The organism is Nostoc sp., from assembly GCF_036919675.1.
Classification (GTDB): Bacteria; Cyanobacteriota; Cyanobacteriia; order Cyanobacteriales; family Nostocaceae; genus Nostoc.
Map to the genome: position 1 here is coordinate 1 of NZ_JBALCP010000137.1, position 26,325 is coordinate 26,325.

23 protein-coding genes and 5 pseudogenes are annotated in these 26,325 nt (G+C 42.5%); 10 read left to right on the forward strand and 18 right to left on the reverse strand.

The genetic code is table 11. The features are described 5' to 3' along the window. The first annotated feature begins 210 nt into the window (after positions 1 to 210). Positions 211 to 501: a nucleotidyltransferase family protein gene (locus V7K49_RS33160; RefSeq protein WP_334869313.1), complete on the forward strand. Its 291-nt coding sequence runs from the start codon at positions 211 to 213 to the stop codon at positions 499 to 501. Positions 502 to 549: 48 nt separating this feature from the next. Here V7K49_RS33160 and V7K49_RS33165 read toward each other — a convergent pair. The 4 genes and pseudogenes from V7K49_RS33165 to V7K49_RS33180 all read right to left on the reverse strand — a co-directional run. Next, positions 550 to 819 (reverse strand): annotated as a pseudogene (locus tag V7K49_RS33165) (tetratricopeptide repeat protein); the annotation flags it as partial. Between the two features lie 83 nt (positions 820 to 902). Next, positions 903 to 1,256: pseudogene (locus V7K49_RS33170) on the reverse strand (DUF4435 domain-containing protein); the annotation flags it as partial. Next, a complete protein-coding gene (locus tag V7K49_RS33175) occupies positions 1,253 to 2,587 on the reverse strand; it encodes an AAA family ATPase (RefSeq protein ID WP_335209452.1) in 1,335 nt (444 codons plus the stop codon). The gene V7K49_RS33175 and the pseudogene V7K49_RS33170, both read right to left, overlap by 4 nt. 200 nt (positions 2,588 to 2,787) lie before the next feature. Next, positions 2,788 to 2,985, reverse strand: a complete 198-nt coding sequence (locus V7K49_RS33180; RefSeq protein WP_335209453.1) for a hypothetical protein — start codon at positions 2,983 to 2,985, stop codon at positions 2,788 to 2,790. Between the two features lie 13 nt (positions 2,986 to 2,998). Here V7K49_RS33180 and topA point away from each other — a divergent pair, with 13 nt between their 5' ends. Beyond that, on the forward strand, positions 2,999 to 5,167 hold the full coding sequence (gene topA, locus V7K49_RS33185; RefSeq protein WP_335209455.1) for a type I DNA topoisomerase: 2,169 nt from the start codon (positions 2,999 to 3,001) through the stop codon (positions 5,165 to 5,167). Between the two features lie 35 nt (positions 5,168 to 5,202). Here topA and V7K49_RS33190 read toward each other — a convergent pair whose 3' ends face one another. The 7 genes and pseudogenes from V7K49_RS33190 to V7K49_RS33220 all read right to left on the reverse strand — a co-directional run bounded on the left by V7K49_RS33190 (position 5,203) and on the right by V7K49_RS33220 (position 12,250). Further along, complete coding sequence (locus V7K49_RS33190) at positions 5,203 to 5,490, reverse strand: hypothetical protein (protein ID WP_335209457.1); 288 nt, start codon at positions 5,488 to 5,490, stop codon at positions 5,203 to 5,205. A 408-nt stretch (positions 5,491 to 5,898) separates the two neighbouring features. Then, a pseudogene (locus V7K49_RS33195) lies at positions 5,899 to 6,138 on the reverse strand (phosphoribosyltransferase); the annotation flags it as partial. Positions 6,139 to 6,238: 100 nt separating this feature from the next. Then, on the reverse strand, positions 6,239 to 6,646 hold the full coding sequence (locus tag V7K49_RS33200; protein WP_335209458.1) for a response regulator: 408 nt from the start codon (positions 6,644 to 6,646) through the stop codon (positions 6,239 to 6,241). A 6-nt stretch (positions 6,647 to 6,652) separates the two neighbouring features. Beyond that, positions 6,653 to 7,054: a response regulator gene (locus V7K49_RS33205; protein ID WP_334869985.1), complete on the reverse strand. Its 402-nt coding sequence runs from the start codon at positions 7,052 to 7,054 to the stop codon at positions 6,653 to 6,655. Next, on the reverse strand, positions 7,026 to 9,137 hold the full coding sequence (locus V7K49_RS33210; RefSeq protein ID WP_335209459.1) for a sensor histidine kinase: 2,112 nt from the start codon (positions 9,135 to 9,137) through the stop codon (positions 7,026 to 7,028). The genes V7K49_RS33205 and V7K49_RS33210 overlap by 29 nt, the downstream gene beginning before the upstream one ends. Positions 9,138 to 9,170: 33 nt before the next feature. After that, on the reverse strand, positions 9,171 to 10,931 hold the full coding sequence (locus V7K49_RS33215) for a hybrid sensor histidine kinase/response regulator (RefSeq protein WP_335209460.1): 1,761 nt from the start codon (positions 10,929 to 10,931) through the stop codon (positions 9,171 to 9,173). 800 nt (positions 10,932 to 11,731) lie between these two features. Beyond that, complete coding sequence (locus V7K49_RS33220) at positions 11,732 to 12,250, reverse strand: phosphoribosyltransferase (RefSeq protein WP_334869979.1); 519 nt, start codon at positions 12,248 to 12,250, stop codon at positions 11,732 to 11,734. A gap of 100 nt (positions 12,251 to 12,350) precedes the next feature. On the opposite strand from V7K49_RS33220, the gene V7K49_RS33225 reads away from it, so the two are divergent. Continuing rightward, complete coding sequence (locus tag V7K49_RS33225; RefSeq protein WP_335209461.1) at positions 12,351 to 13,802, forward strand: MFS transporter; 1,452 nt, start codon at positions 12,351 to 12,353, stop codon at positions 13,800 to 13,802. A gap of 214 nt (positions 13,803 to 14,016) precedes the next feature. Here the strand turns inward: V7K49_RS33225 and V7K49_RS33230 are convergent, their stop codons facing one another. From V7K49_RS33230 to rtcA, 4 genes are all read right to left on the reverse strand, one after another. After that, positions 14,017 to 14,601: an EF-hand domain-containing protein gene (locus V7K49_RS33230; protein WP_335209462.1), complete on the reverse strand. Its 585-nt coding sequence runs from the start codon at positions 14,599 to 14,601 to the stop codon at positions 14,017 to 14,019. Between the two features lie 378 nt (positions 14,602 to 14,979). Then, positions 14,980 to 16,062, reverse strand: a complete 1,083-nt coding sequence (locus V7K49_RS33235; protein ID WP_335209463.1) for a toll/interleukin-1 receptor domain-containing protein — start codon at positions 16,060 to 16,062, stop codon at positions 14,980 to 14,982. Between the two features lie 113 nt (positions 16,063 to 16,175). After that, the gene (locus tag V7K49_RS33240; protein WP_335209464.1) at positions 16,176 to 16,646 is read right to left on the reverse strand and encodes a toll/interleukin-1 receptor domain-containing protein; all 471 of its coding nucleotides are present in this window, start codon (positions 16,644 to 16,646) and stop codon (positions 16,176 to 16,178) included. A 174-nt stretch (positions 16,647 to 16,820) separates the two neighbouring features. Beyond that, complete coding sequence (gene rtcA / locus V7K49_RS33245) at positions 16,821 to 17,867, reverse strand: RNA 3'-terminal phosphate cyclase (protein WP_335209465.1); 1,047 nt, start codon at positions 17,865 to 17,867, stop codon at positions 16,821 to 16,823. Positions 17,868 to 18,331: 464 nt separating this feature from the next. On the opposite strand from rtcA, the gene V7K49_RS33250 reads away from it, so the two are divergent. Then, positions 18,332 to 19,558 carry a DNA adenine methylase gene (locus tag V7K49_RS33250; RefSeq protein WP_335209467.1) on the forward strand — a complete coding sequence of 409 codons (1,227 nt, stop codon included), beginning with the start codon at positions 18,332 to 18,334 and terminating at the stop codon, positions 19,556 to 19,558. Between the two features lie 205 nt (positions 19,559 to 19,763). Here V7K49_RS33250 and V7K49_RS33255 read toward each other — a convergent pair whose 3' ends face one another. Together V7K49_RS33255 and V7K49_RS33260 are read right to left on the reverse strand one after the other, a co-directional pair. Continuing rightward, positions 19,764 to 20,072: a hypothetical protein gene (locus V7K49_RS33255; RefSeq protein WP_335209469.1), complete on the reverse strand. Its 309-nt coding sequence runs from the start codon at positions 20,070 to 20,072 to the stop codon at positions 19,764 to 19,766. A gap of 21 nt (positions 20,073 to 20,093) precedes the next feature. Further along, on the reverse strand, positions 20,094 to 20,576 hold the full coding sequence (locus tag V7K49_RS33260) for a tetratricopeptide repeat protein (RefSeq protein ID WP_273765268.1): 483 nt from the start codon (positions 20,574 to 20,576) through the stop codon (positions 20,094 to 20,096). Positions 20,577 to 20,919: 343 nt separating this feature from the next. Here V7K49_RS33260 and V7K49_RS33265 point away from each other — a divergent pair. Next, positions 20,920 to 21,147 (forward strand): annotated as a pseudogene (locus V7K49_RS33265) (GTP cyclohydrolase II); the annotation flags it as partial. A 43-nt stretch (positions 21,148 to 21,190) separates the two neighbouring features. Next, positions 21,191 to 21,365 (forward strand): annotated as a pseudogene (locus V7K49_RS33270) (uracil phosphoribosyltransferase); the annotation flags it as partial. 199 nt (positions 21,366 to 21,564) lie between these two features. Here V7K49_RS33270 and V7K49_RS33275 read toward each other — a convergent pair. Next, positions 21,565 to 22,884 carry a CCA tRNA nucleotidyltransferase gene (locus tag V7K49_RS33275; RefSeq protein ID WP_335209471.1) on the reverse strand — a complete coding sequence of 440 codons (1,320 nt, stop codon included), beginning with the start codon at positions 22,882 to 22,884 and terminating at the stop codon, positions 21,565 to 21,567. An 86-nt stretch (positions 22,885 to 22,970) separates the two neighbouring features. Between V7K49_RS33275 and V7K49_RS33280 the strand changes: the two genes are divergently transcribed. From V7K49_RS33280 to tsaB, 4 genes are all read left to right on the forward strand, one after another. Beyond that, positions 22,971 to 23,219 (forward strand): Ycf34 family protein, encoded by a 249-nt coding sequence (locus tag V7K49_RS33280; RefSeq protein WP_273765271.1) that lies wholly within the window; start codon positions 22,971 to 22,973, stop codon positions 23,217 to 23,219. A 486-nt stretch (positions 23,220 to 23,705) separates the two neighbouring features. Next, positions 23,706 to 25,061 (forward strand): esterase-like activity of phytase family protein, encoded by a 1,356-nt coding sequence (locus V7K49_RS33285; RefSeq protein WP_335209473.1) that lies wholly within the window; start codon positions 23,706 to 23,708, stop codon positions 25,059 to 25,061. Between the two features lie 10 nt (positions 25,062 to 25,071). After that, the gene (locus tag V7K49_RS33290) at positions 25,072 to 25,245 is read left to right on the forward strand and encodes a hypothetical protein (protein WP_335209474.1); all 174 of its coding nucleotides are present in this window, start codon (positions 25,072 to 25,074) and stop codon (positions 25,243 to 25,245) included. 35 nt (positions 25,246 to 25,280) lie between these two features. After that, positions 25,281 to 25,937 (forward strand): tRNA (adenosine(37)-N6)-threonylcarbamoyltransferase complex dimerization subunit type 1 TsaB, encoded by a 657-nt coding sequence (tsaB, locus tag V7K49_RS33295; RefSeq protein WP_335209475.1) that lies wholly within the window; start codon positions 25,281 to 25,283, stop codon positions 25,935 to 25,937. Positions 25,938 to 26,325 lie beyond the last annotated feature (388 nt).

The window sequence follows — 26,325 nt, forward strand, 5'->3', positions numbered from 1 at the left end:
TACAAAAACCATATCTTTAACTGGAAATTTTGCATAGTTGCTAATCATAGTGATAATTATTCTCATAATGAGAATTGCTGCTACCGATGCAGGTGACAGGGGAACTTTACCACCGGGGAAATAACTTGGTTAAGCTGCGCGATCGCACTCCACTTGTAATCAACTACAGGCGATCGCATTTATAATTTGCTTACATATTTGTATTGAGTTATGAATATCTATGAAATATTGGCAGCCAAACGGGAAGAAATTTTGCAAATTGCGGCAAAATACGGAGCATATAATATCAGAATTTTTGGCTCAGTAGCCCGTCGTGAAGCTGATGTTAACAGCGATGTTGATTTTTTAGTTGAAATGGAGACAGGACGTAGCCTTTTTGATTTGGGTGGATTATTGATGGAGTTACAAGAAATACTTGGTTGTGAAGTCGATGTCGTCACAGAGAAGGGATTGCGATCGCGCATTCGAGAGCGAGTATTAAATGAGGCAGTTCCGTTGTGAGGAATAATAGTGAAAAGTTGCGCGATATTTTAGAAGCTATCGAACGGATTGCAAATTAGTCCTAGCTTCTGCGTAGTTTTCCTCTGCTTGTGCAAGCAATCCTAATTGTCCGTAAGTGCTAGCACAGGAATAGCGATCGCCAAATTCGATATATATTTCCAGGGCTTGTTGATAATAATCCCGTGCCTGGTCGTATTCCCGCAACTCTTGGGCAACGATTCCCAAGTTGTGGTAAGTGCTAGCACAGGAATAGCGATCGCCAAATTCGATATTGATTTCCAGGGCTTGTTGATAATAATCCCGTGCCTGGTCGTATTCAGCAAATAACCTATCGACATCCCATTTTCAACTAAAACTAATCTTACGTCTCGATTAAACTGGGCAATTTTCTCTTCAGAACCAAACTCAGCGAGTACTTTGTTAAATGCTGGTGAGTTAATTAGCATAGTTTCAAGGTCATGGCTGTCGGTGCGAAGCAGATTATAACTGGTGTATAACAAAGTTTCAAAGCGATCAAAATCTGCATCAACAATTGCTAAAATTCCCTGAAAATTTGATTGCTCCAAAATTTTTAAAATTTCAATAGCACGCTGCTTACCCGATGTTTCGATTAACTCACAAACTAATTGGTCAACAAATCGCTTATAGAAAGTTTTATCAGAACTTCCTTCCACTAATAAAAAAGTTCCAGTATATGTGCTTCGTCGTAATCTAATTTTGTTAGCAACACGGTCAACTGTCAGAAAATCTCTCACTTGTGTGGCCCTTTCAGTTCAACCGTCAAGTCCCAGCGATCTTGAATTATATCTGGTGAATGAGTAGCCATTAGTATATTTAAATCTGCAAGCTGTGTAATGTCTTGCAAGTCCTTTAAAAACTCAACCTGCCATCCTACATGAAGAGATAATTCCGGCTCATCAATTAAAACTAGAGAATTAGGTTGAACTTTAAATAATAGTTCATATAGAAGAACTAACTCATGTTGCTCCCCAGATGACAAATCTGTTGGTAAAAGAGTTCTTGAATTAGATAATGAAGAGTCATAACTTGTTGCAACAACAAATCCCTTTTCTTTACTAAAGTTTATCTCTTTGTATGAATAGGTAAATTTATTATTAATAATTTTCCTTAATAAATCAATTTTGCTTGCAATTTCAGCAAAAACATTTAGCTTCTTTTCCACATCTTGAACATATACCGATAAAGCATTTTTGGTGCTTTCATCTATATCTTGAGGCTGAATTTGAAATTCTGCATCTTCATCTTTATCCAAAAGACCTACTTCTATGAGACGAGAGCGAGTCGCTTCAAGTTCGTTTAGTTGATAACGAAGTTGTTCATCTGTTAAATCTGTGGATGGGTGTTGCTTAACTACCCTAAGTGGAAAAGTTCTGTCAAGAAATTGAGATGTTGTACCGTATTCCTTAAATTTATCTTGCATCAGTTTAGCAAGTTCATCAGAATAGGCAGACACAGTTGACAACATTGAAGGTGTTTCAGCAGACCGTCTGGAAGAACGGTTAGGAACAAAATTAAGCAAACGTTGTGATTCAATGAGGCGAATATGAATATTGCTTTTCAATTTTTCTAGCCAATCCGGCTCTTCTTGTGACTTCAAGTTTGAGAATGAAAAATTATCTAAAATCTCTACATAGTCTTCAAAAGAAAGAGTTCCTACAGGATATGTTTGTTCTCTTACTGATATTACATCCTCAGAAGCAGAACTAATGAAAATGTCTCTATCAGAACGAATATTTATTCCCTTTAAAGAAAAAGAAGCTGGCATTGAATCAGGTTTATAAAAGTTAAAAACAATATTTTTATTTTCTAATTCTTCTGTAATATCAGAATTTTTGATTATTTCAATACTAGTATTGTCATCAAATTCAACTATAAATTTTCTAAATGGGATAGTTCTCAATTCTGCGTATCGAGTGTTAAAAAAACTATTCAAAATTCTTAACATCGCTGTTTTTCCAAAACCATTTGGGCCATGAATGATGGTGATTCGTTCATCTATATTCAATGGAATCACATGGTCAAAAATTCCAAATAAGCCACTGATAGAAATTTCCTTAATTCGCATAGTCATTTAGTCCTATAGGCATTGGCTTCATGACTTAGATTGTAACTTCTATCTTTCTCTGGAAAGTACAAGAAACACAGAGTTGCATTCTTTTGTGTCCTCTTTCTTAGAAAGTTTTGGTCGTCGATTCGCTTTTAGGCGTTACCGAAGGGTAGTCGGCACACCCTGCGGGATCTTGCTACAGATTTTCCCCTGTTGAACTAGCTTGTTGAGGCTAAAATCATAGTAGTTGAGCCAGTTGCAACAGCGATCGCACAATCAGGCATCGCATTGGGATGATTTACCTTTAAACTGAGTTGAGCAATTTCCAAAGCTTTTTGGTACAGTATTCTAGAAAATCCCCATGACGAGAATAGGCGATCGCTCATTGCAATTGCCAGTTTATTGCTCAGAATCAAGAACGCAGTTGCTATGATCAAACGCCTGCTTGTGGTCGAGTCTCCCGGAAAAGTCAAAAAACTCAGTCAAATTCTGGGTGCAGATTGGAAAGTTCTAGCTAGTTGTGGTCACATCCGAGAACTCAGCAATGAAGGGGACGATTCCTTGGGCTTCGTCATGGACGGCAATAATGTCCGGTGCAATTACGTCCCGCGTGACCAACGAGCGAAAGAAACAATCCAGAAGCTCAAGTCTGCGGTGAGGCAGGTTGATGAAGTTGTCTTAGCAACCGACCCAGACCGGGAAGGCGAAACTATCGCTTGGCATCTGAAAGAAACGCTGGGTTTAAGGGAACCGAAACGAGTAATTTATACTGAGATTACAGCATCTGCGGTGCAGAGTGCGATCGCTAATCCCAGAAAGCTAGACCAAAATTTGATCGGTGCTGGGCTGTGCCGAGATTGCCTAGATAAGTTGGTGGGTTATAAGGGTAGCCCTTTAGTTTGGGCATTAAATAACGGCGCTAAGAGTGTTGGCAGAGTCCAAAGCGCGACGTTGCACCTAATTTGTCAGCGAGAAAACGAAATTCTGGCTTTTGTCCCCCAAGATTACTGGAGTGTTTGGGTAGATTATGCTGAAGGATTCTGGGCTTTTTACAAAGGGACAGTCAATTCTGCAACAGATGCAGCAGACCAAGAAACTGAAACTCACGATGACGCAAAGGTAGGTAATAGTACAGAAACACCGGAGTCTAAGCGTGTTCTTTCGGAAGCAGAGGCAACACGTTTAGTTGAAGAAGCACGGCGACATCCTCATCAGGTGATTTATTTTGAAGGAAAAATCGTTAACCGTCAGCCACCTCCACCATTTACAACTTCCAGCCTTCAGCAAGCAGCTGGTTCAAAGCTGAGGTTTGCTCCCGACAAAACCATGCTTGTTGCCCAAAAGCTTTATGAGGTTGGGCTTATCACATATATGCGAACAGACTCAGTGATGCTGAGTCCTGAATTTTGTGCCAGCGCCCGTAAATGGTTAGAGCAAAATGATCCGCAGAATGTACCGCAGCAAGTTGCCAAACATCGCAGTAGCAAATCGGCTCAAGAAGCACATGAGGCGATTCGTCCAACGGATGTGTTTCGTCCCTCAGTTCAATTGCGCTCTGAACTTCCTGATGATCAGTTTAATCTGTATGTGATGATCTGGAAACGGTCAATTGCTTCTCAGTGTCGTGCTGCCCAATTGCGTAAAACTCAGGTGATTACTCAGTCTGGTTCTCTACTGTGGTCAGCCACAGGGCAAGTGATAGAATTTTACGGTTATGCTCGATACTGGAATAATCTCAGCAAGGATAGTGTTTTACCTTCATTACAACAGGGACAAGTATTGAAACTGGAGAATGCTGGACATGAGCAGAAGCAGACGCAGCCACCACCCCGTTATAGTGAACCAAAATTAGTGCAATTGATGGAACGTAAAGGAATTGGTCGCCCAAGTACCTATGCTCCTACTGTTGCTACCTTAAAAAAACGAAATTATGTCGAGTTGAAAAAAGACCATCTTCAACCGACAGCGTTAGGGTTAGAAGTTGATGCGTTTTTGCTCAAAGCACTGCCGGATTTATTAGAGGCGGAATTCACAGCGAAAATGGAGGATGCTCTTGATGCAATTTCCGAAGGAAAACACTTTTGGCAGCATTATTTAACTAGTTGGAATCAGGATTATTTTGTACCAGCGCTCTCCAAAGCTAAAACTGTAGTTGCGAGTTCCTCAATAGGTAAAGTTTATGGGATAAGCGAGCGTCAATATGAAACTTCCAAGACTCGATGCCCTGAATGCAAAAATTTTCTCGCCAAAATTCCCAGTAGTAAAGTTAAAAAGAAATATTTCCTCAAATGCACAAAAGGCTGTGAAAATGTCGTGCTATTTTGGAGCGACTTTAACAAAACTTGGCAGGCACCACAAACTAAATCAGTCCAAGCTGAGAATCAACAAAAGCCTTCCGTGAAGATGACGGTATATCCCTGCCCAGTATGTAAGAAACCTCTAGAAAAGTACAGTTATACCAAAGAGGGTCAGAGTAAGACAATGTTGCGATGTTGTGACCCACAATCGCGTAAGGATACTAAACATAAAGATGTGGCTTATTTCAGTACGCAAAAAGGCTGGTGGAGTCCTAAGTTTGGGGAAATATCAAAAACCTAACTAATTTTAGCTATTAGTATTGCAGGTCACTACATTTAGTCTTTTACTTCCTCAGTTTCTTTAAAAATATCCTCATCATCTTCAATTTCATCAGATTCCTCTTCGTCCTCTTCTGAAGAGTCAAGTAAATCTCGAACTTCAGCAAAAGAGTTATCTGATTCAGAAGATTCTTTTACCTGCTCATCAATAAAATCAACTTCAGGTAATATCACATGAAACTCTCTTCTCCAAGTTGAAATCGAAGCTTCATTCCAGTTGACCTCGTTACTGACATCATCTTTAGTACGTTTTATCAAATCTCTCACACCTTCAGACGAATCCAACAATATCATTCTGACAAGTTCTAAGTTGAAAAACATTTAATTTGCATAACCGAATTAAACATAACTCTTGTGGGGTGAGCAAAATGCCCACCCCAATTATGCAAGTTAAATGTGGAACAGCTTATACATTTCTCAGTTCCAGATCCTGTAGTGATCATGGTTAGTTTTTCGTTTGGTCGCACTAGAACGTTAAACCAATGGGGTGCATTTCGACATGAGTAGAAAGCTATCCCTTTCCTCAGCACTTGATATTCAAGACGGTACCTACTCACGCCCGAAAAACAAGAGTAAATCTCAAAGGCAAATGATAATCCTGAAACAGAACACAGACTGTTCAGAGGTTGCAATGTGTACTTTAGCAAAAGCGAAGAACAGCTAGAAGCTGGTGAATATGAGTCTATGTATTTTTTAACACAATTGACTGACCTTAGCCGCAAATTCTGCGAGGTTCATCTGCTCGTAGTGTTCAAAGGGTTGGTGAATACATGGGTTGTCAGCCAAGTAATCGACGTAATAATCAGGTGCTATAACTGAACAGGCTTTACACCAAATAACGGCGATGCGAATTTGCTCAATAGGGAAATCACTATTTTGCTTGAGCCAAGGTATAGTCTGTTGGAGTGCGATCGCATCTACTAAGTCATCTATTTAATTTTGGATTGATCCACTGTGATGCGATCGCTATTTTCAAACCCTCTTTAGCTCAATTTAGGGGAAGCGAAAGTCAAAAAATCCTAAGTACTTTTTTCTAACTGTCCTCAGTTTTACCTGGTATGAGCAGTTGCTTCATTTGGTGAGCTAATAATTCTAGTCCCGCATCTTTGGCAAAAAATCCGTCTGCTTCTGGACACATTTGTTTGCCATGCACCTCTAACTCATTCATGCTCATATAAGCCGTAACGAGGATGACCACAGGAGAACGAGGCAAGCGGCGCTTGAGAGCGGTAACAATTTCCATGCCATCTGTATTTAGCTCATGCCGAGCTGTAGGCAGCACAAAATCGACCAGAAAGATATCGTACTGGTTTAGTTCGTTTAACTCCCACAAGAAACTAGACACGGACTTGTAGGTTGATACAGCATATTCTTCCTTGAGAAAACGTTGGACGATCCGACACCAGTGTTCGTCATCGTCCAAAATCGCCACCTTATACATGGGGATTCAATTCCTCCTTTCACCCAGTAAAGTAATCATGTCCAAAAAAGCATCGTAGTCAGTGATGGGTTTGGTATAGCAACTGTCGGCCCCAGATTGGGACAACAGGAGATGTTGATCGGCGGGCATGGTATAAGCAGTCACCAAGATAATTGGTATCTGTTTCCACTGTGCCTTCAAATAGCGCGACAGCATAGAGCCATCGACTTTTTCTCCTTGCCACCTAGCTCCCGGCAAATTGATATCCATAATCACCAGTTGGATTGCCCCCGCTTCGCATTGTCGGAATATCTCTTTTGGTTCGGCAGTAATAAACACCTGATGACCCCCCAAGCGTTCGATTAGTTTAGCAGTTCCCTTAGCTAGAAGTTGATTATCTTCAACCAGTAGGATATTCAAGACTCTCACCTGTGATCTGACTCGGTTTGTTTAGAGGCAGGGTAAAGGTCACCGTGTTTCCCTGCCCTAGCCCAGGGCTTTCAAGCCAGATATTACCACCCATCAGTTCCACCAATCGCTTGCAGATAGTCAGCCCTAAGCCTGTGCCCCCGTAGGAGCGCTGGGCAGAACCATCAGCTTGCACAAATGGGGAAAACAGTTGCTCTGAGTTTTCCATCTCAATGCCGATACCCGTGTCGCACACCGAGATTTGAGCCATTGTCCCAGTCCTATCGACGACGGCCCGGACATCGATTTGACCCTCATCTGTGAATTTGAAGGCGTTATCCAGCAAGTTCGTCATCACCTGGCGGACTTTGATCTTGTCAGCGAAAACAGTCTCAATTTCACAGTCAAGCGTCAGAGGAATTGCCTTGTAGCGGCTTTCGCCACCTGAAAGGAAACATTGCTCTTGTAAAAGCTGTTGCAGATAAACTGTCTCCAAATCTAAGGCTATGCGTCCGTCTTCAATCTTGGCAATGTCAAGCACATCGTTAATGATGGTTACCAGATTTTGCGTCGATTGGTAAGCGCCGTCGATATATTCGCGCAACTCATCTTCGTCTTCATAAAGGCGTTCTTTGAGCAACTTTAAGTAATTTAAGGTCGAGGCCAGAGGGGTTCGCAGTTCGTGGCTGGTAGAAGCCAAGAAGTTGCTCTTGAGGCGACTCACCTCTTCGGCGGCAGCTCGGGCATGAGAGAGAGCTTCGTTGTGCATCTCAATGACCAGACGCTGCTGCCGTTCGCGCTGGTAGAGGCGGTTTTGGAGCACGGCTAGCGATAGGTGAATATTCAAAGACTGGATGAGTTCCATCTCTTCGATGCTCCAGGGGAAAGCCTTATCTTGTTTGAGCGCCTGCCATTGAGCCATTGACTGGCGGGGTCGCTCTTGGCGCTCATCGGCTTCCTCAGAGCCTGGCCAAAGATTTTTTGTGCCGATTTGGTCACGAAAGAACGTCAGATACCCCAGGAATTCTTTACCATAATACAACGGTTGAACAATCAAACCCCGAATCGGTGTGGTCTGGAAGGATTCAATCAATTGGTGCAGACGCGGTTCTTGCTGAAGATTAATTACCACTCGCTGGGCAGGTTTATCCTGTTGGATTAAGCCAGGGACGATGGGAGCAGGAACTACCCCTACTTCTTGCCAAAGGGGATGATTTTCTAGTAAATCTGGTTGCTCAAACTCGGATAGGGTCGGCTGATTTCCGTAAGTATAAAGATGGGCTGGTAAAGCCTCATCCGAGGAAGTGAGGTACAACCTTCCTCCAGAACTGCCAGAAGCTTTCACTGCTTGTTCCAAAACGTTATGTAAAATCTGCTCAGGGGCCAGAGGGGCGTGCAGCAGAGCGGCAATCTGATTGACGATCGCTTCACGCTGCTGCTGCTCCTGCACCTGACTCAGCAAAATCGCCTGGGTAATTGCCAGTGAAACCTGGTCAGCGAGCATTTGGACGACCTGCAAATCCTCAGATGTAATTTCTCTGGGTTCGGCATGATGAGAGATCAACAGTCCCCAGAGTTGCTGTTGAGAAATTATTGGCACCACCAGAGAAGATTGCACACCCATCTGGGTGAGATAGTCCACATGGCAGGGGTCTACCGGTCGGCTTAAAATATCTTCGAGGGGTTGCTCTTGCACTTCTTCAACGGTCAAGTCCCCGGTTGCCGTCGTTTTGGGAGTCGGCAGCGAGTTGAGGATAATCCGCTGTTCGCTAACATTGACAATGGAGCGGGTACGTGCTCTGATAAACAAGGCCCGCGCTTGGGGCGGAATGTCATCAGCTGGATAGTGTAATCCCAGCAACGAAGGCAGACGGTTGGGGGCACTCGCTTCCGCAACCACTTGCCCATGTCCGTCGTGATCAAAGCGGTAGACCTTAGCCCGGTCGGTTTGCAAAAATGTCCGCAACTCGATCACAGTTGCATCCAAAATCTCTTGAAGGTTCAGCGATTGCCGGATGCGGTTCGCCATCCGAGCCAGCAGAGCTTCTTTGCCTTCAGTCAATAACTGATCTTTTTGGTTTCTAAAATCGGAATTTGTAGCCAACTGGTACTCTCTACTTCTGAGAATAATTATTTATTATTTAACTAGGCTAGCAATTACCATCGCTAATTTGCCTGGTTCTATTGGTTTAGTTAAATGTTTTTGAAATCCTGCTTGGAGAATTTGTTGCTGGTCAATCTCTCCAGCATAGGCTGTCAGTGCGATCGCTAGAATCTCTCCCCCTTGCTCAGGCGGTAGCGATCGAATTTGCCGAATCAGCATATAGCCATCCATTTCTGGCATCCCAATATCACTTAAGAGAATATCTGGCTTCTCAACTGCTAAGGCGTTTAGTGCTTGCGAAGCTGAAGCGAAGGCACGCACAGAGGCACCACACTGTTGAAGGATGAAAACTATTAGGTCGCGGGTGTCAACTTCATCGTCCACAACCAGCACATTTACCCCCTGAAGATTAGGGGAAGCGTCAGGTAAAGCCTTGTCTTCAGTTGTCTGAGGCTCGACACTTTTGATGGGTAACAACACAGTAAAGGTAGCACCTTTCTCGTCTCCCTCACTTTCTGCTTGGACTGTTCCACCGTGCAGTTCAACGATTTGACGAACGATCGCTAGACCAAGCCCCAAGCCGCCAAAGGTTCTTGTTGTGGTATTGTCAGCTTGCCGGAAGTAATCAAATACATGAGGCATAAATTCTGGGTTGATGCCCTTACCCGTGTCACTCACTTGGATTTGCGCTTGTGTACCCACGCGCTCAAGTCGTATTTCCACCTGACCCTCGGAGGGTGTGAACTTAACGGCGTTAGATAGCAAATTCCAGACGACTTGCTGCAAGCGACTGGGATCGCCCAAAACTTGGCCTACATTCGGTTCCAATATAGTTTTGAGTTTAACTGACTTGGCTTGAGCCGCTAAACGCACAGTATCAAGTGCTACTTCAATGACGGCGGACAGATCAACAGAGGAGATTTTTAAGCTGAGTTTGTTTTGAAGAATCCGGGAAACATCCAGTAAATCTTCCATCAGCTGAGACTGCAACTTGGCATTGCGCTCAATAGTTGCTAAGGCATAAGTCGTCTTTGCTTCATCAAATTTGCGGGTTTGCAGGAGTTTTGCCCAACCCAAAATCGGGTTAAGGGGGGAACGCAGTTCGTGAGATAGAACAGCGAGGAACTCATCTTTGAGACGATTGGCTTGTTCAGCTGCATTTTGTGCCGCTTCGCTAACGGCCCGAGCGGCTTGCTCACGCCGTGCAGATTCTTCCGCTGCTTGACGGGCATTACTACTATAAAGAGCGGCGGCGGTAAAATTTGCGAGGCTTTTCATCAGCCGCAAGTCTTCTCCATCAAAATGCCGATGCTCATCGTGGGATACAATCCAAATCGTGCCAAGCGATTGATCGGCAATCAATAAAGGTACCACCAAGCACTCGACGATTGTTGGCTTAAACTCTTGCAAGTAGGTGAAATACCGTTCTGGATAAGAATAAAGCAGGGGGGTTTGACGTTCTAGGCAGATGCCACAGTAACTACGGGTGTAAAGAGTGGCAGTTTGTTCATACGCTTCTAATATCCCGGCTAGTGCATACCAGCGGCAGATATTTTCCCCCCTGGGATTCACCTCAAGTAAGCTGACACCTGCTGATTCTGCCCGACACAGTTTAGTGGTGATTTTTACAAGCTTTTTGAGCAGAACTTGAGGCTGCTCAACTAGTTGCCGTACTAGGGTATGAAGTGCATCGTTCTCTTCTTTGAGGTCAGTAGTTCTGGGGACTCGATGGGACAACTCTTCAGTGATCAAAATATCATCTAAACATATTTGCTCCACTTCCTCATTGGTCATTCCACTACTTCGCCTCTAAGAAATATTGCCTCATCATTCCCTGTCCCAGTTGACCCAAGTTTCTTAACATATCTTCAACTTTTATCACGAAAAATTAAAAATGAGGAATCAGAATGAATTCTGATTCCTCATTTTTTAATTAAAGGATTTATACTCTGCTATAATAGGGGGGTATAAATCCGGATTTATCACTCCTATTGCCAAAGTCTTATAAAATCTAGATTCAGGCGTTTCACACTGCATGAAAATATTTCCCTGTTAAAAAGGGCTGAAACATAGTCGGGACAAAGCTTATGAGCAAAGCGATCGCACTATTTGTCAGAAATGGGGGATAAAACCCTTTTATTCATTTTCACCCCTGGATTCTCACTCTTTATTCCCATATCACAGAGATTAGGACAAATGATCTGCCCCTGCAACTTCCTCAGGGAAGAGTTTGGAAGTTTTTCATAATACCAGTACGGATTTTTCGTTTTAAAACCAATGTTGATATTGACAGTGCTAGCGGAAGCGATCGCTATAATCTAAATTGCTACCAATGTGCTAGTACAGCATGACGTAAATTTAGCCACTATCTCAAGACAAGGGGCAAAATCCCTTGTTAAAGGTAGGTAAACTTCTCCTAGAGTGTGCTGATTCACCGTGCCATTTGGGGAAAATTGGACGTTACAGCTATTTTCAGGTAAATAGACGACGCGGTAGGGGCGTAAGGCCTTGCGCCCCTACGACAGATGTGGTTCAAATACTTGAATTCTGCTGTAAGGAATGTGAGTGTGAGATTAATTTTGTGTAGGTATTAATCAACACAGTTGACTTACCTTAGCCGCAAGTTCTGCGGGGTTCATCTGCTCGTAGTGTTCAAAAGGTTGATGAATCCAGGGGTTGTCAGGCAGATAATCAACATAATAATCAGGTGCTATAACTGAACAGGCTTTATACCAAAGAACAGCGGTGCGAATTTCCTCAATCGGGAAATCAGTATTTTGCTTCAACCAAGGTATAGTCTGTTGGAGTGTGATCCCAGAGTCTACCAAATCATCTACTAGGAGAATGCGCGAACCTAAGTTTTCGGCAGTCATCGTTAAGTGGCGGGAGAAAATTAAATCACTTCTTCCTTGCTTAAGCGCGCCACTGTAAGATGAAGTTGCTAAAATTGCCAGCGGCTGCTGGTATATACGGCAGAGAATATCTCCAACTCGTAGTCCTCCTTTAGCAAGACAGATAATCTGGTTGAATTCCCAACCGGATTGATAAATCTGAATAGCCAGTTGTTCAATTTTTTGGTGATAATCTGACCAAGAAACATAAAGGTCTGGCATAAGTATAAGGGGAGTGGTAGATAGCTAGTATTGAAGGCGATGTCTACGATGGTCTATTCGGCATCGCAGACTTTTTATTTTAGTATGAGTGCAAAGTTTTATGAATGATTCTGCTGCTGATGGCGATGCCCAACGAGATATTCTCAGTGAAAAACTCGACTTTAAAACAAAACTGGCTTACGGTGCAGGAGATTTAGGCCCAGCAATTACTGCAAATATCTCCGTCTTTTATCTGCTGTTTTTCTTTACCAATGTCGCTGGTATCCGTGCGGGTTTAGCTGGCAGTATTTTGATGATTGGCAAAATCTGGGATGGGGTAAATGATCCGGTTATCGGGTTCCTGAGTGATAAAACGAAATCTCGTCGTTGGGGCCGTCGTCTTCCTTGGATGTTTTATGGAGCAATTCCCTTTGGAATTTTCTTTTTTTTGCAGTGGATTGTACCGCAATTTAGGGCAAATCAGAGTGATAATATTTGGCCGATGTTCTGGTATTACGTAGTGATTGGGGTGCTATCTCAGTCCTTTTACACAATTGTGAATTTGCCTTATACGGCGATGACTCCAGAACTAACTCAAGATTACGACGAACGCACCAGCCTTAACAGCTTTCGCTTTACATTTTCCATTGGTGGTAGCATTCTGTCATTGATTTTAGCGCAAATTGTTTTTTCGCAGATTGCCGATCGCCAACAACGATATCTCGTTTTAGCAGCAGTTTGTACTGTAATTGCGATTTTAGGATTATATTGGTGCGTTTTTGGAGTCCGCGATCGCATCCTGGCTTTTGAGTCCAAACGCATCCTAGCCGAGGAACCTGCATCTCTCTCCTTCTTGGAACAGCTAAAAATTGTCTTTAGCAATCGACCTTTTTTATTTGTTATTGGTATATATCTTTTTTCTTGGCTAGGTGTGCAGATTACAGCCAGCATTATTCCCTATTTTGTAGTCAATTGTATGGGTCTCAAAGAATCAGATGTGCCCACACTGCTGATTGCAGTGCAAGGAACTGCCTTGCTGATGCTATTTGTCTGGGGGGCACTGAGTAAAAAAATCGGCAAAAAAATTGTTTATTTTCTGGGAATGAGTTTATGGATAATAGCGGCTGCCGGACTATTTTTCTTACAACCTGGTCAAATAGTTTTGATGTATGTGATGGCTGTGATGGCGGGTGTTGGTGTCTCCACAGCTTATCTGATTCCCTGGTCGATGATTCCAGATGTGATTGAATTAGATGAACTCCAAACCGGACAACGCAGAGAAGGCATTTTTTATGGCTTCATGGTTTTGCTACAAAAATTTGGTTTAGCTTTCGGGCTGTTTTTGGTGGGAAATGCTTTGCAAGTAGCCGGTTTCAAAGAATCTGTAGCCGGAAGTCCATCACCCATCCAACCAGAATCGGCACTGTTTGCTATTCGCATTGCTGTTGGCCCTATACCTACAGTTTGTTTGATTCTTGGCTTAGTTTTAACGTATTTTTATCCAATTACCCGCGAGATGCACGCAGAGATCATGCTGAAACTCAAAGAACGGCAAGAGAAGAGGGAGAGTTAAACCAATTCGCAATTCGCAATTCGCAATTACCTTTTGTGACGGGGATTTAGACCCCGACACAAAACGCGCTGCCGTCATTAGGCAGGGGACTTAAACCCCAAAGTTTGTTAACAATTCAAAATTCTAAAATCCTTGTAAAAACGCGAAATTGTACTGGGCTTTGCCCCGCTACGCTAACGCGTCTCTACATTCTTTTTCACCAGATGTCTAATATTTAAGCGGTTTCTGTAAACATACCGGTTCGCGCAAACTCTTCTTCTTCAGGGGTGAAGAGTGGAGCTTTATCCACAAGGCTAGGCTCAAAGTAGTATGTCTCTTGCAGAAACTGTCCGCTGATAATTGGTGAGTCTTGATAACCAGTTTTGCTCTCTGACTCGTCCGGTACTAGCTGACAGAATTCATTAAAGTCTATTGAGGCATCGCCATCATGATCTACTTCCTGTAACATCTCTTTCAACTCAGCGTCTGTCAGCCCAAATTGACTCATCACTGTCCGCAATTCTACGGCAGTAATCTGACCACTACCATTCTCATCAAAGGCACTGAAGGCTAACTTTAGGCGGCTTTGGCGATCGCCTACCTTAGCTATCATCAGCGTTTTAAACTCTTCAAAGTCGATAGTGCCTGACAAGTCAACATCAATCTCTTTGATCAAGTCACGCAGCCCCGTTTCCGTGGGATTTTGCCCAAGCGATCGCATTACCTCCCCCAGTTCCTCGGTTGAGATCGCTCCGTTGCCGTCTACATCTAATACCTTGAAAGCTTGCCACAGTTTTTCTATTTCTTGTTCATTAATCATGGTTTCGTTCCAATTTCATAGGTGTCACTAATAAATTTATTACCATGTTTTTTAACAGCTACTTCAATACTGTTAAGTTATGTTAAGTAACTAGCAAGTATCAGTAACGACTTAACTTAGTCTCAACGACACTTGCAGTCACCTTGTAAATTGGTCAGTTGCTTATGATTGCAACAAATGCAACTTTACAAGTTGGATTGTAAATGCTCCTAGATAAACAAAAGTTTTCTGTCTCCGCTTATAAAAACTCCTTGCCTCATTTCTACTTTTGGGAATGGGGCAAGGAGTTTTTATTTTGCTGAATACACTAGACGTTATTTTTTCATTGAAGATGGGGGTAAAGTGTTAGTGCTGAGATAGATTGCACCTATCTTAGTACTATTTATTACAAATTGATTTACATTTGCGAACTTGCGCTTTCCATTTAATGTAAGGCGAATTTTTTGCAACCTTTGAGAAAGGTTCTACTTTCAAGATAACTAGCTTTTCTCCTTTTTTAAGTTTAACGATTGTTTTTCCAGATAAAGATTTTTCCTTCATTAGATTAACTTCATATTTAACAGTTACGATTGTTCCTGGTGATGGAATGACAGGAGGCTCAATACGAGGAAATTGTTTAGGATCTGATGGTTGAAGAACTAGTTTTTTTCCAACAGATAAACTATCTGAGGTCTTATTAACCATACCTATCCATATCCAGCCAGTAGAATTTCCTGTTTTTGTTGAATTTACAGTTGGTTTCGGTGCTGATGAAGGGATCTCTAATATATCAGGTGGTTGAGAAATGAAGCGTAGAAGTATACCACCTAATACAAGAAAAATAATTAGTCTCACAGCGATGTTGCTGACTCTATTCCGGCGACGCGACCTTGATGGTCTAAACAAATATGAAAAGGTCGCTCTTGCCACATACATAAAAGTGTTTCCAGCAGCTTTTGCAACAAGTATCACAATTGCCCTAATCCAACGCAGAATTTTTTTAATAAAGAAGGTAGAATCGGTAAGTTCCTCAGCTACTTCTCGAATACCTATAGCAATATTTTCAAAAGCATTATCATAGGGTCTCCATTTAGTGATGGCTCTTCCACCCTTGGATAAAACTTTGACATTGGGAAATGCGACCTTCCAATAATTATCAACTGGACGAAGCAGAATAGTAATAACATGAGATGTTTTCGCTCTATGCTGTTCCATAGCTTGTTTAGCCAAAACATCCCAGTGGTAATCTGAAGCAGTAAATTCTGAACTAATTAGCACCAAAATTATATCCGCTGTCTTTAAATTTGTATCAATCTCACTTTTCCATTCCTTACCTGGGCTGATCATGCCTTTGTCCCAATTGGTGATCACACCTTGCCGCTTCAAAATGCTGAGGTGATTCTCTAGTTTTTGCCGCATTTCTTCATCTTGAGCAGAGTCAGAGCAGCAATAAAAAACTTTGACAACCTTAGTAGTCGGCATTGGTTTCAGCACCTATTAGTATGAAAAAATTATTATTTTCTTTTCAGATCATTTTTTGTTTAAGTTTTTGATATTTTACTTACTCCAAATTATGAAGTTTAAACAGTGAAATTTTACGAATTTACTGCCAATTCTTTTGCAACTAACCGGATACCTTCAGCAACGCTTAAAAATGCATTATCATGATTTCGCCACTTCTTAACAGGTTTAGCGTTTTTGGGCAGGGCTTGAAGCTTTGCAAACGGTGCGCTCTTCCAATCAACAAAGTCAAGAATTACAGGGATAACTCTGGCTTCTTTGGCTTCATGCCGTTCCATTGCCCGTTTGACTTCAACATCCCAGCAATAATCTGAAGCAATAAAATTTGGGCTTATAAGCAGCAAAATTATCTGAGATGAATTTAAGTAAGTGTCTATCTCATTCTGCCATTCTTTTTCCGCTCCAATTTTGCGATCATGCCATCCTGTAATTACACCTTCCCGCTCTAATAGAGTGAGGTGCTTTTCTAGTTTGTCACGAAGTTTTTCATCTTCATGAGCATAAGAATAAAACAGTTCAATAGCTTGATGATGTTGCACTGACATAAGTTTTTTATGACTTGACTTTTTAAATAAGCTTTAAATCTTTATCAAAGTTGTCTGCTCAAACTTGCAGTTTTTAGTTGAAGTTAGAAGGCATCACAAGATTTATTTTGATTTATAGAGTAATAATTTATAATCCTCTACCATATAGCACTACTAAAGTAATAAACACTTTTTTCATCTACTCAAACTCTTTACAAACACTATTTTCTCAACTTCATCTACTGTTATCTGCGCTAGCCCAAACTGTTCAATTACCGCTGCATTTGTCGTCAAATGCCTACTCACCTCAGCCACCCGGTACTGACTTTCCTGTGACGCTAAAGCAGCTGCCAATAATAATTGATCTGCTAAATGTTCATCTACTGCTGCGCCAGTTTGATGAAACTCAAGCAGTTGCTGACAAGCAATCTCTGCAACTGTCTCCGCCGACAACCGCAAACGCCCAAACCCACCAAAGCCACTCAAACTGTTTTGATATTCAGCAGTTAAAAAAATACCCGCCCCAGGTGCCACACCTCTTTCTCGCAAGGCGTGTACACTAACTTTCAAATGGGCATCCCGTAACAAATTTTCGGCACGATTCGCCATCCGTTGGGGAATATGGGAAGGCAATTGCGTCACCACTGCTAGTCCCCGCACCTGTTGTAACTCTCCCCGTTCCAACAAGTCGATCCCACCTAGTTGACTACCGCCATTCACCTGCAACTGTACCTCTCCCCCACCTTGGGGAAACCACCCCCAAGCGCCTAACTTGACTTTTGCCTCTACACCCATGCGTTGCAATATCGGCAAATAAACTTGCTCAATGTACGTCACTGTCGGGCTAAAGTTCACATGAGTTCCACCCTTTAGTGTTACTTGAGAATTACCAGATGCTAATGCCAAAGGTAAAAGAATTGTCTGTAAAACTAGAGCGATCGCACCCGCAGAACCACCTTGTTGTGCTTTACTAACATCAAAGGTATAAGTTCCAGCTTGCACAGCACTACCTGGGATGAATTCCAGCAGCATTGAACCCAAAGCATCACCCCGTAGTTGGGCATTACAAATTCTTGCCGCAGCCCGAACTGCCGTTAAGTGTTGTGGTGCTAATCCTGGCTTTTTGCGTCCACCGCGAATGCCTGCAATCCTTATGGGTTGGCCAGTGATGGCCGCTAGACTTAAGGAAGTGCGAAGAACTTGTCCGCCTCCCTCTCCGTAGGAACCGTCAATTTCAATCATGGGTGATTTTGGAATGGTGGATTTTGGGTTATCCCCACGGTTTTTGAAATCAAACCACAAATTATAGACGCCTAGTAGCTAGCTTTTCGGAGGGAGGTTACACAAATATACACAGAAAGTTCTGATAGTGTTTTTGTAGTTTCCTAATTTTGAATTTGGAATTGAAGAACCTTGCTTTTACCGGGATTCATCAACCCATAGGGGCAACTATTTCTTTAAATTTTAACAGCGCTTTCATGCCACTTACTTAATATAAAGTCAGATAAGCCATTCAATCTGACAAAAATCAGTACACCCAACCCGATTGTGAAAAATAATACTGCAAACATCCGAGGAATTTGTAAGTTGTAGCTGGAGATTGAAATCCGGTAAGCGATGCCTGATTTTGCTCCACCAGTACCTGCGACAAATTCGGCTACGACTGCCTAGTGTTAAATTAGAGGGTTACGTAAAATAGCAAACTTATGAGTAAGCTGATAGCATTCGGTTGGTATGGAGGGAAATATAGTCATCTTGACTGGCTTCTACCGCTCTTGTCAACAACTACTCACTACTGTGAGCCTTTTGGAGGTTCAGCAGCGGTTTTGATAAATAAACAGCCATCACCCGTAGAAACTTACAATGATATTGACGGCGAACTAGTCAACTTTTTTCGTGTACTACGCGATGAGAAAAATGAACTGATTAGGGCTATTACTTTCACTCCTTTTTCAAGACGTGAGTTTGAACTTGCCATTTCTCAACCCACTAAAGAATTATCTAATTTAGAGAGAGCTAGGCGGTTTTTTATCCGAGCTAGGCAAGTGAGAACAGGATTAGCTCAGACAGCAAGCTACGGTAGATGGGCACATTGTTTGTTGACAAGTCGTGCAGGTATGGCTGGGGCTGTCTCAAGATGGCTAGGGAGTATAGATGACCTTTCTAAAATAGTTCAGAGATTTCAGCGGGTTCAGATAGAAAACTGCCCAGCAATTGAAGTTATTCGAAGATATGACAGCGAAGAAACACTCTTTTACTGTGATCCTCCCTATCCACATGATTCCCGTGGAGACAGCAATGCTTATGGCTATGAGATGACAGATGAAGAACACCATAAACTAGCTCATGTCCTTCATAATGTCAGTGCTAAAGTTGCTATCTCAGGATACGACTGTACCCTGATGGAGAAACTATATGGTGACTGGCGACGTATCCCAGCACCATCAAAGTATTGTCACTCTGTTAAAAAATTACGTACAGAAGTTCTCTGGATAAACTATGACCTAGAATATCAACCTGTACAAATATCTCAAAGTAAGTCCAAAAAGTCTAAAAAAGCTATTATGTTAATGCCTCCAGAGATTCTTAACTCAGCTTTTGATAGAGCATCCGAATATATTAGAACGGGCGATTCGATGATGATTGCTCCAGAAATTGTTGATAAAGTCGAATTTGTATGTAGACATCCTCAAAATAAGGCTGGAATAAGGCTTCTATTAGCTTGCTTATTAGCAAAAATTCATCAACCTCATCTAGATATTCGTAAGCCATTCACTGAAATTGGCACAAAAGATTCTTACTCAGGTCGTTTTTACGATGAATCATATATAGCATTTTTTATTAATGAACGTAACTTACAAGATATATGCAACCCAACAACGGCTTTTCTGACATTGGTAAAACCATACTTTGCTTCGAGTAAAGGCCAATAGGTAATCTTAGCAAAAGCAAAGACATAAATTGGTTTGCCTTTGAGGTTTGCAAGGGTTTTAATTGCTGGGTTGGGATGTGCAATAAGACACTAAGGGTCTTTCTGGAAAATTGCTGCGACTGTGATTTTGGGAATACCTTGTGCTATGGTGTTCACGGCAGCCATGCCATAACCTATAAAGAAATCTACCGCACCCCCATCAACAATTAAGTACCACTGAGAACCTGGGGATTACCCATTTTGATAGTTACATCTAAACCATAGTCTTTGTAAATATCAGTGGCGTAGGCGCAGCCCGTCGTAGACATCGCCTGGTAAAATCCGCTGTGTTGTGATTGTACTATCCATTGAGTGCCAAATATAACTTTATCCAACCGAGAATTGCTAGTTGACGGTTGGTTGCTATTACTATAAGCAGCAATGACGCTACTACTAATCCAGATAGAACTGTATTGAATAAAATTGCGGCGACTAAGGCGATGAATTGCTGTTGATGAGGGTGATGACCGATTCATAAAACAGGATAATGCTCCCTCCTATTTACGGTTGTAGCTGAATCTAAATGTACATTCTAGAATCAACTTTTGATTCACTAGCGAATAGGGCTGAATTTCTAGAGCTTGTTGAAAAGCTTTGATAGCTTCACCATACTCTCCTAGTGCCGCATAACACAAGCCCATGCCGTGAAGCGCTCCAAAATGTATCGGATTTATCTGCACAACCATCTGACAATCTGCCAGAGATTTTTGATAATCACCAATACTGTAATAGAGAAAACCACGACGATTCCAGGCTTCGGCAAAATCTGGCTGCTCTTCGATTAGTGCTGTCAGCGTTGTTTCGGCTCCAGTAAATTCACCTGCATCCAGTAACTTTTGACTGCGGTCAATTATTTCCAGCCCATAAATTCCCTTTTGCTGAAACCAGATCCGCCAGATTTTTCTGGTTGCCTTGTCGCGGACTGTAGCATCCGGGTTTTTCAACTCTTCAAGTAAGGAATTGATAGATAAAGAATCCATGAATTTGAGATCAGTGAATATACCTTTGTATTAACTTTCTCACAAAATATCTCTATTAAATCATTTTTAAAGTCATCTTTAAATTTGCAGGGGTTAATTGTTAATTATAAAATTTCTGTGTGATTTATTGTATTCAGCAATACGACTAATACCACACTCGACATTTAAAGTCATAAAAATCAAAACTGACTAGAGGTCGTTGACAGATCCCTAGCACCGCAAGGCGGAAGTCAAAAGCCAAAAGTCAAAAGAATTGTATTCCAAGCTCTTGCGCCATTTGAAATGGTATGTTTATTTGCGCCATGTTGTACTAGTGAGTAATAGCTGATCAAAACAGCCCTAAAAAATAATGACTATGCCGGTTTGGGATTTACCAGGAATTGTCAAGCGCTTTGGCATTGCAGAAGCACAGTTGCGTCGCGCTTTATTTGAACAAACTGGGGGGATGCTTCCAGAATTGGTGATCCGCTCGGATTTGGAGGGATTTTTGCTGCCAATTGGGGGCGTAACAGTGTATATTCTCGGTGCGATCGCCAATCTCAACAAAGCCGTAGCTGTACGGCTTCATGATTAATGCAACGGTTCGGACGTGTTTGACTCAGGTATCTGCACCTGTCTGCTTACTCGCTGCACCAGAAAGTATCGAGCGTTTTTGTGATCTACATCCTGATGTGCCGCTGTATACCGCCGCCATTGATGACCATTTGGATGAACATGGCTATATTATTCCTGGGTTGGGAAGATACAGGCAATCGCTTATTTGGCACAAAAGAAGCTGATTCCCCATGAGCAAATGATCAATAATGGAGTAATTAACCTGACACTGCACGAATCGTTGATTAACAACTTTTACATTCGTCAAATTTGGGAATTGTTGCAGACAAATTCATCGCAAATACATTACATTAATCCACTAACTTTATATTCAATATTAATAATTTTCTCCGGCTATTAGCTGAACATCTACTATTGACTCCGAAACTCAATATTACAGCCCCTCAACTAACTGACGTGCAAATGCGATCGCCTCTGTTGGCGTTGAAACTTTCCCCTCAGCTTGTGCTACGCCAATTTCTCTCAACAGTTGGCCGATGATTGGCGAAGCTGGAATATCTAATGCTATAATCAACTCCTTCCCGCTCACTAGTGGAATGGGATGAGCGACCAGATCATCAGGGTTCAGGTAGCGGTTGATTAAAGGTGCCCAAACAAGGCAGCCTATTGCTTTGGTTTCCAAAGTTGTAGCAACTCCTGTTTCTAATGGGTTGTCACCAGACATCGCCTCTACCAAATTATTAAATGCTACAGCTAGCACTGCCGTAGCGGGAAACACAATATCTGCGTCATGGAACAAAAAGTATTGTTCTCGCAATGACATATCGAGTCCTTGAAGCTGCGGTAACAATTTGAGGGCAGTGGTTACACCCCGAATTTCGGCACGACTATAAGTTAGTTTCTGTAGCTCTATTTCTGCTAATTCTGGATTTGGGTTGACAAGACAAGCAAGTTTGGCAATACCTAACCAAGTGGTTTTGATCCTATCGCGGACATACTCTTGCAGTTGTGCCCCTAGTTGTTGCCAATTTTGGGTGAGTAAGGCAGCTGCATTGTCAACTGCTGCTAATTTGATCAAGCTTTCACGGGTGGCGTTTTTGAAGAAAGGGGCAAGTAAACCATCTTCCCAAGCACTTGTAATCCAAGGAGTACCCTGAGAATTTGCTAGCAGATAGCCAATTTCTACCCTAACTCGTTCAGCTGCAACTTTGCTGATATGTGATGCCAAAGAACGAATTGCGGCTTGGGTAGCTGGCTCAATAGTAAAACCTAGTTGGGCGGCTTGGCGATAACCTCGCATTAACCGCAAAGGGTCATCTTCTAAGTTTGCGGGTGATACCATTCGCAAAATGCCCTGTTGTAAGTCTACATAACCTTGTAGAGGATCGATAATTTCTTGTGTATGGGGATTATAGGCGATCGCATTTACCGTAAAATCCCGTCTGTGCAAATCAACTTCTAAACTATTTCCTTCCTGTTGGGCAAAGTCAGCTGTAGCGTGGGGAAAAACCACACGCGCAATTTGTCGTTCTGCATCGAGTAACACAAAACCAGCTTTGTAATGACGAGCGATCGCTCTCGCTACCTTTACCGCCTTAGATGGTATAACAAAATCTAGATCCAGATATTCGCGAGTTCTGCCAAGCATCGCATCTCGGACAGCACCACCTACCATGTAAGCGGGTTGTGGCAGGAATTCCAAGCTGAAAGGCCAATTTTCGGGAGCTAGGGTAGAAAGAACTGATTTATGCATTGTAATAAAAATCAACCCAGCAACTCATGAATAACAGTTGCGCTTAAGTTAGATTAACAATAAAGGCCCCTGGAGTTGGTTCTATTATGTGTATTTGCGTGAATTGCCACTATGTAGACCGCTGTTTTACCTATCATGCCGTAGAAGGGCAGCACCAACAGCCTCACTTGACCGAAACACCAAATTTTGATCCGAATGAACCTTCTATCAATGTCAACATTCGCACTAAAGAGGATGTAATTGAAATGGAATGGGATGTTGTTGGTTGTCTGAGCTTTAAGCGGGAAACGGGTAAGTGGTCGAAGTTACGTCCTGGTGAATTAGTGCCGACTTGATAGAAATTGATTGGTGTATCTTAAAGGTGACTACTGCACCAAACAGCAGTAGTCGTAAATATTTTTGCAAGTAACGATAAGAGTAACTTTAGCCGCATTTTTCACAAGTGAGAAATGTGGCTAAAAAAGTTTGTCCTCTCGTTTGCCTTATTGTGCCCCTCCACAGCCTCACTTACAGCAGAATTCAAGTATTTGAACCACATCTGTCGTAGGGGCGCAAGGCCTTGCGCCTCTACCGCGTCGTCTATTTACCTGAAAATAGCTGTAATACTGGTGGGCATCAGTCATTTCTGAATTAATCCTGACTTAATCTTTGCTTAAAAATAACTTAATCATTAGGCATAGATAATGACAAAGTGAAAAAAAATACAATATCCCTCAGTAAATATTGTCCCTAGTAGGAATACTAATATGCTCAAGAGAAATCTCATTCTGTTCTTGTTAGCGTCATTTTTTGCTGCCCCCGCTGCTAACGCAGAGGTTAAATTGGTCGCAATTGGGAGCTTAAGTGGTAATATCACGGATCTCTCCAGCAAAACCTCCGCTCCGCTCGAAAGCGGTGTTCCGGGAAACCTCCTCGGTGGTTTTGGATCGGGACTAGCCTACGCTGGTCGTAACACCTTCATCGCTATCCCAGATCGGGGCCCGAATGCCAAGGCATACAATAGCGCTGTGGATGACACAACATCCTATATCAACCGCTTTCAAACCATCCGTTTGAAACTTGTACCAAGCCAGCTTGGTTCAGCATTGCCCTTTACTCTTACTCCTTCTCTAATTGCCACAACCCTGCTATCGAGCAAGAATCCTCTCGACTACGGGACTGGGGTGGGACTGGGAGTGCCCAGCGGTGTCCCTGCCCTGAATGCCAAGAATACCTACTATTTCACTGGACGCTCAGACAACTTCCACCCCACCCAGATATCGACCAATCCCAATAATGCCCGCCTCGATCCTGAGGGCGTGCGTGTATCCAATGACGGTGAATCCATCTTTATCTCTGATGAATATGGCCCCTATGTGTACCAATTCAACCGGGAGACAGGTAAGCGCATTAAGGTCTTTACGCTAGACAGCAAGTTCGCAGTCAGCAACCTAAATCCCGTTGGTGCTACAGAGATCAGCAATAACACATCTGGACGTGTTGCGAATAAGGGTATGGAAGGTCTAGCGATTACCCCTAATGGCAAGACCCTAGTTGGGATAATACAGAGTCCACTGCTCCAGGACGGCGGTACTAATGGCGCTTACACCAGAATTGTTAAGATCGACATTGCAACAGGTGCTATCCAGGAATACGCCTATCAGCTAGATAATATCGGCACTTCAGCTAAACCGAAATACCCGACAGTAAGTGAGATTTTGTCCATCAACGATCGCGAATTCCTAGTAGACGAACGAGATGGTAAGGGATTGGGTGATGGCTCTCAGGCTGCCTTCAAGAAGATATACCGTATTGATCTGACGAATGCCCAAGAAGTAAGCAATATTACCGGGGAAAGCAACCTCGCTGGTAAGGCAGTTAGCAAGACCTTGTTCCTCGATGTAGTCGCTACGCTGACTCAGAATGGGATCAAAGCAGAGGACATACCTGCCAAGCTTGAAGGTTTGGCTTTTGGGCCAGATGTGGTTATCAACCGCGCGATTAAGCATACGCTCTTCATTAGCAACGATAACGACTTCGTTGGGACTATAACGTCGGACGCTTTCCATCCAGGGGGTATCGATAACCCAAACAAGTTCTTCGTCTTCGCAATTGACACTACTGACATCCCAGACTTCGTACCCCAGAAGATTAAAGGAGAGATTGAATATCCGGCGTTGCGGGAAAGAGAATGGTAAAAGTTGTAAAATGGAAAGATCAAGTGTCCCGAATGCAACTCTCACCAAACAATTAAGAACGGCGATCGTCAAGGCAGAGAGTGTGCAAGTGCAAACCATATCAGGCTTGCCTCACTCCCATGCGGAGCATGGAAATACATTCATGTGGCTGCTGACTCGAAGTATTATATGCTTGAATAAATAATGTTAAATTTATAAAAATAGATATTTTAAGTAACTTTGACAATAGAAGAAGAACACCTTGCAATAAATAAATCCGCCTTGGCACTACACACCACTACTCCCGAATTGGGTTTGGCAATTAGTAGTTTTGCTGGTGAAACTCGCTCTCAAATTTGGAATTTGGGGCATGATTTATCTAGCTTAGTACATCAATATTTAATTGATTTTATCAAACCGCAAACTTGGGCAGATTTGTCCTTTATCGCAGTTGCAAAAGGCCCTGGCGGCTTTACGGGAACTCGGATTGGCGTTGTCACTGCTCGGACTTTAGGGCAACAGTTAGATATTCCTGTATTTGCGATTTCAACTTTGGCTGCGGTAGCTTGGTCAGAAGCAGGCAAAAGTCAAAATCCAAAAACTCTTGCTGTGGAAATGCCAGCCCAACGAGGTAAAATTTTTGCTGCTATTTATCAGCTTGAGCCAGATGCTTCTAAACTAAGAGCGTGTTTGTCAGATAGAGTGTTGACACCAGAAGTATGGCAGGAAACTTTAACGAATTGGAACACTGATTATCAGCTGATTCAAGCCCAATCTGGGTTAGCAGCGACGGTGACAAGTATTTTGGAACTAGCTAATCTCGATTGGCAAGAGGGCAAGTGTCCTAATTGGTCAGAGGCTTTGCCATATTATGGGCAGCATCCAGTAGAAGTTTAACTGATATGCATCAATTCCTTCGCCATGCTCTCATAATGCTAAGGAATCGTGCAGGAATAACTTACCTATAGAGCAATACAGTTCAGTTAAGGCTTAACTCTTTATCAAAGTCAATTTTTTAACGAACCGCCAAGGCGCAAAGAACGCAAAGGAAGAGAAGAAAGAGAAGGAATAAATGCTTAACCCAAGTGTATTGACCTATAGAGCAATACGCTTGGGTTAAGGCTAAAACTATTTGTCAAAGTCAATTTTTTTTACGTAGATGCAAAGCGGCTTCCCGCAGGGTACCGCCAACGCGCAGCGTCTCGTAGAGAAGAACGCAAAGTAAGAGAAGGAAGAGCTTAAATTAGAACGATAAGATACGTTTTTCCTGGGGTTTTAAGCGATC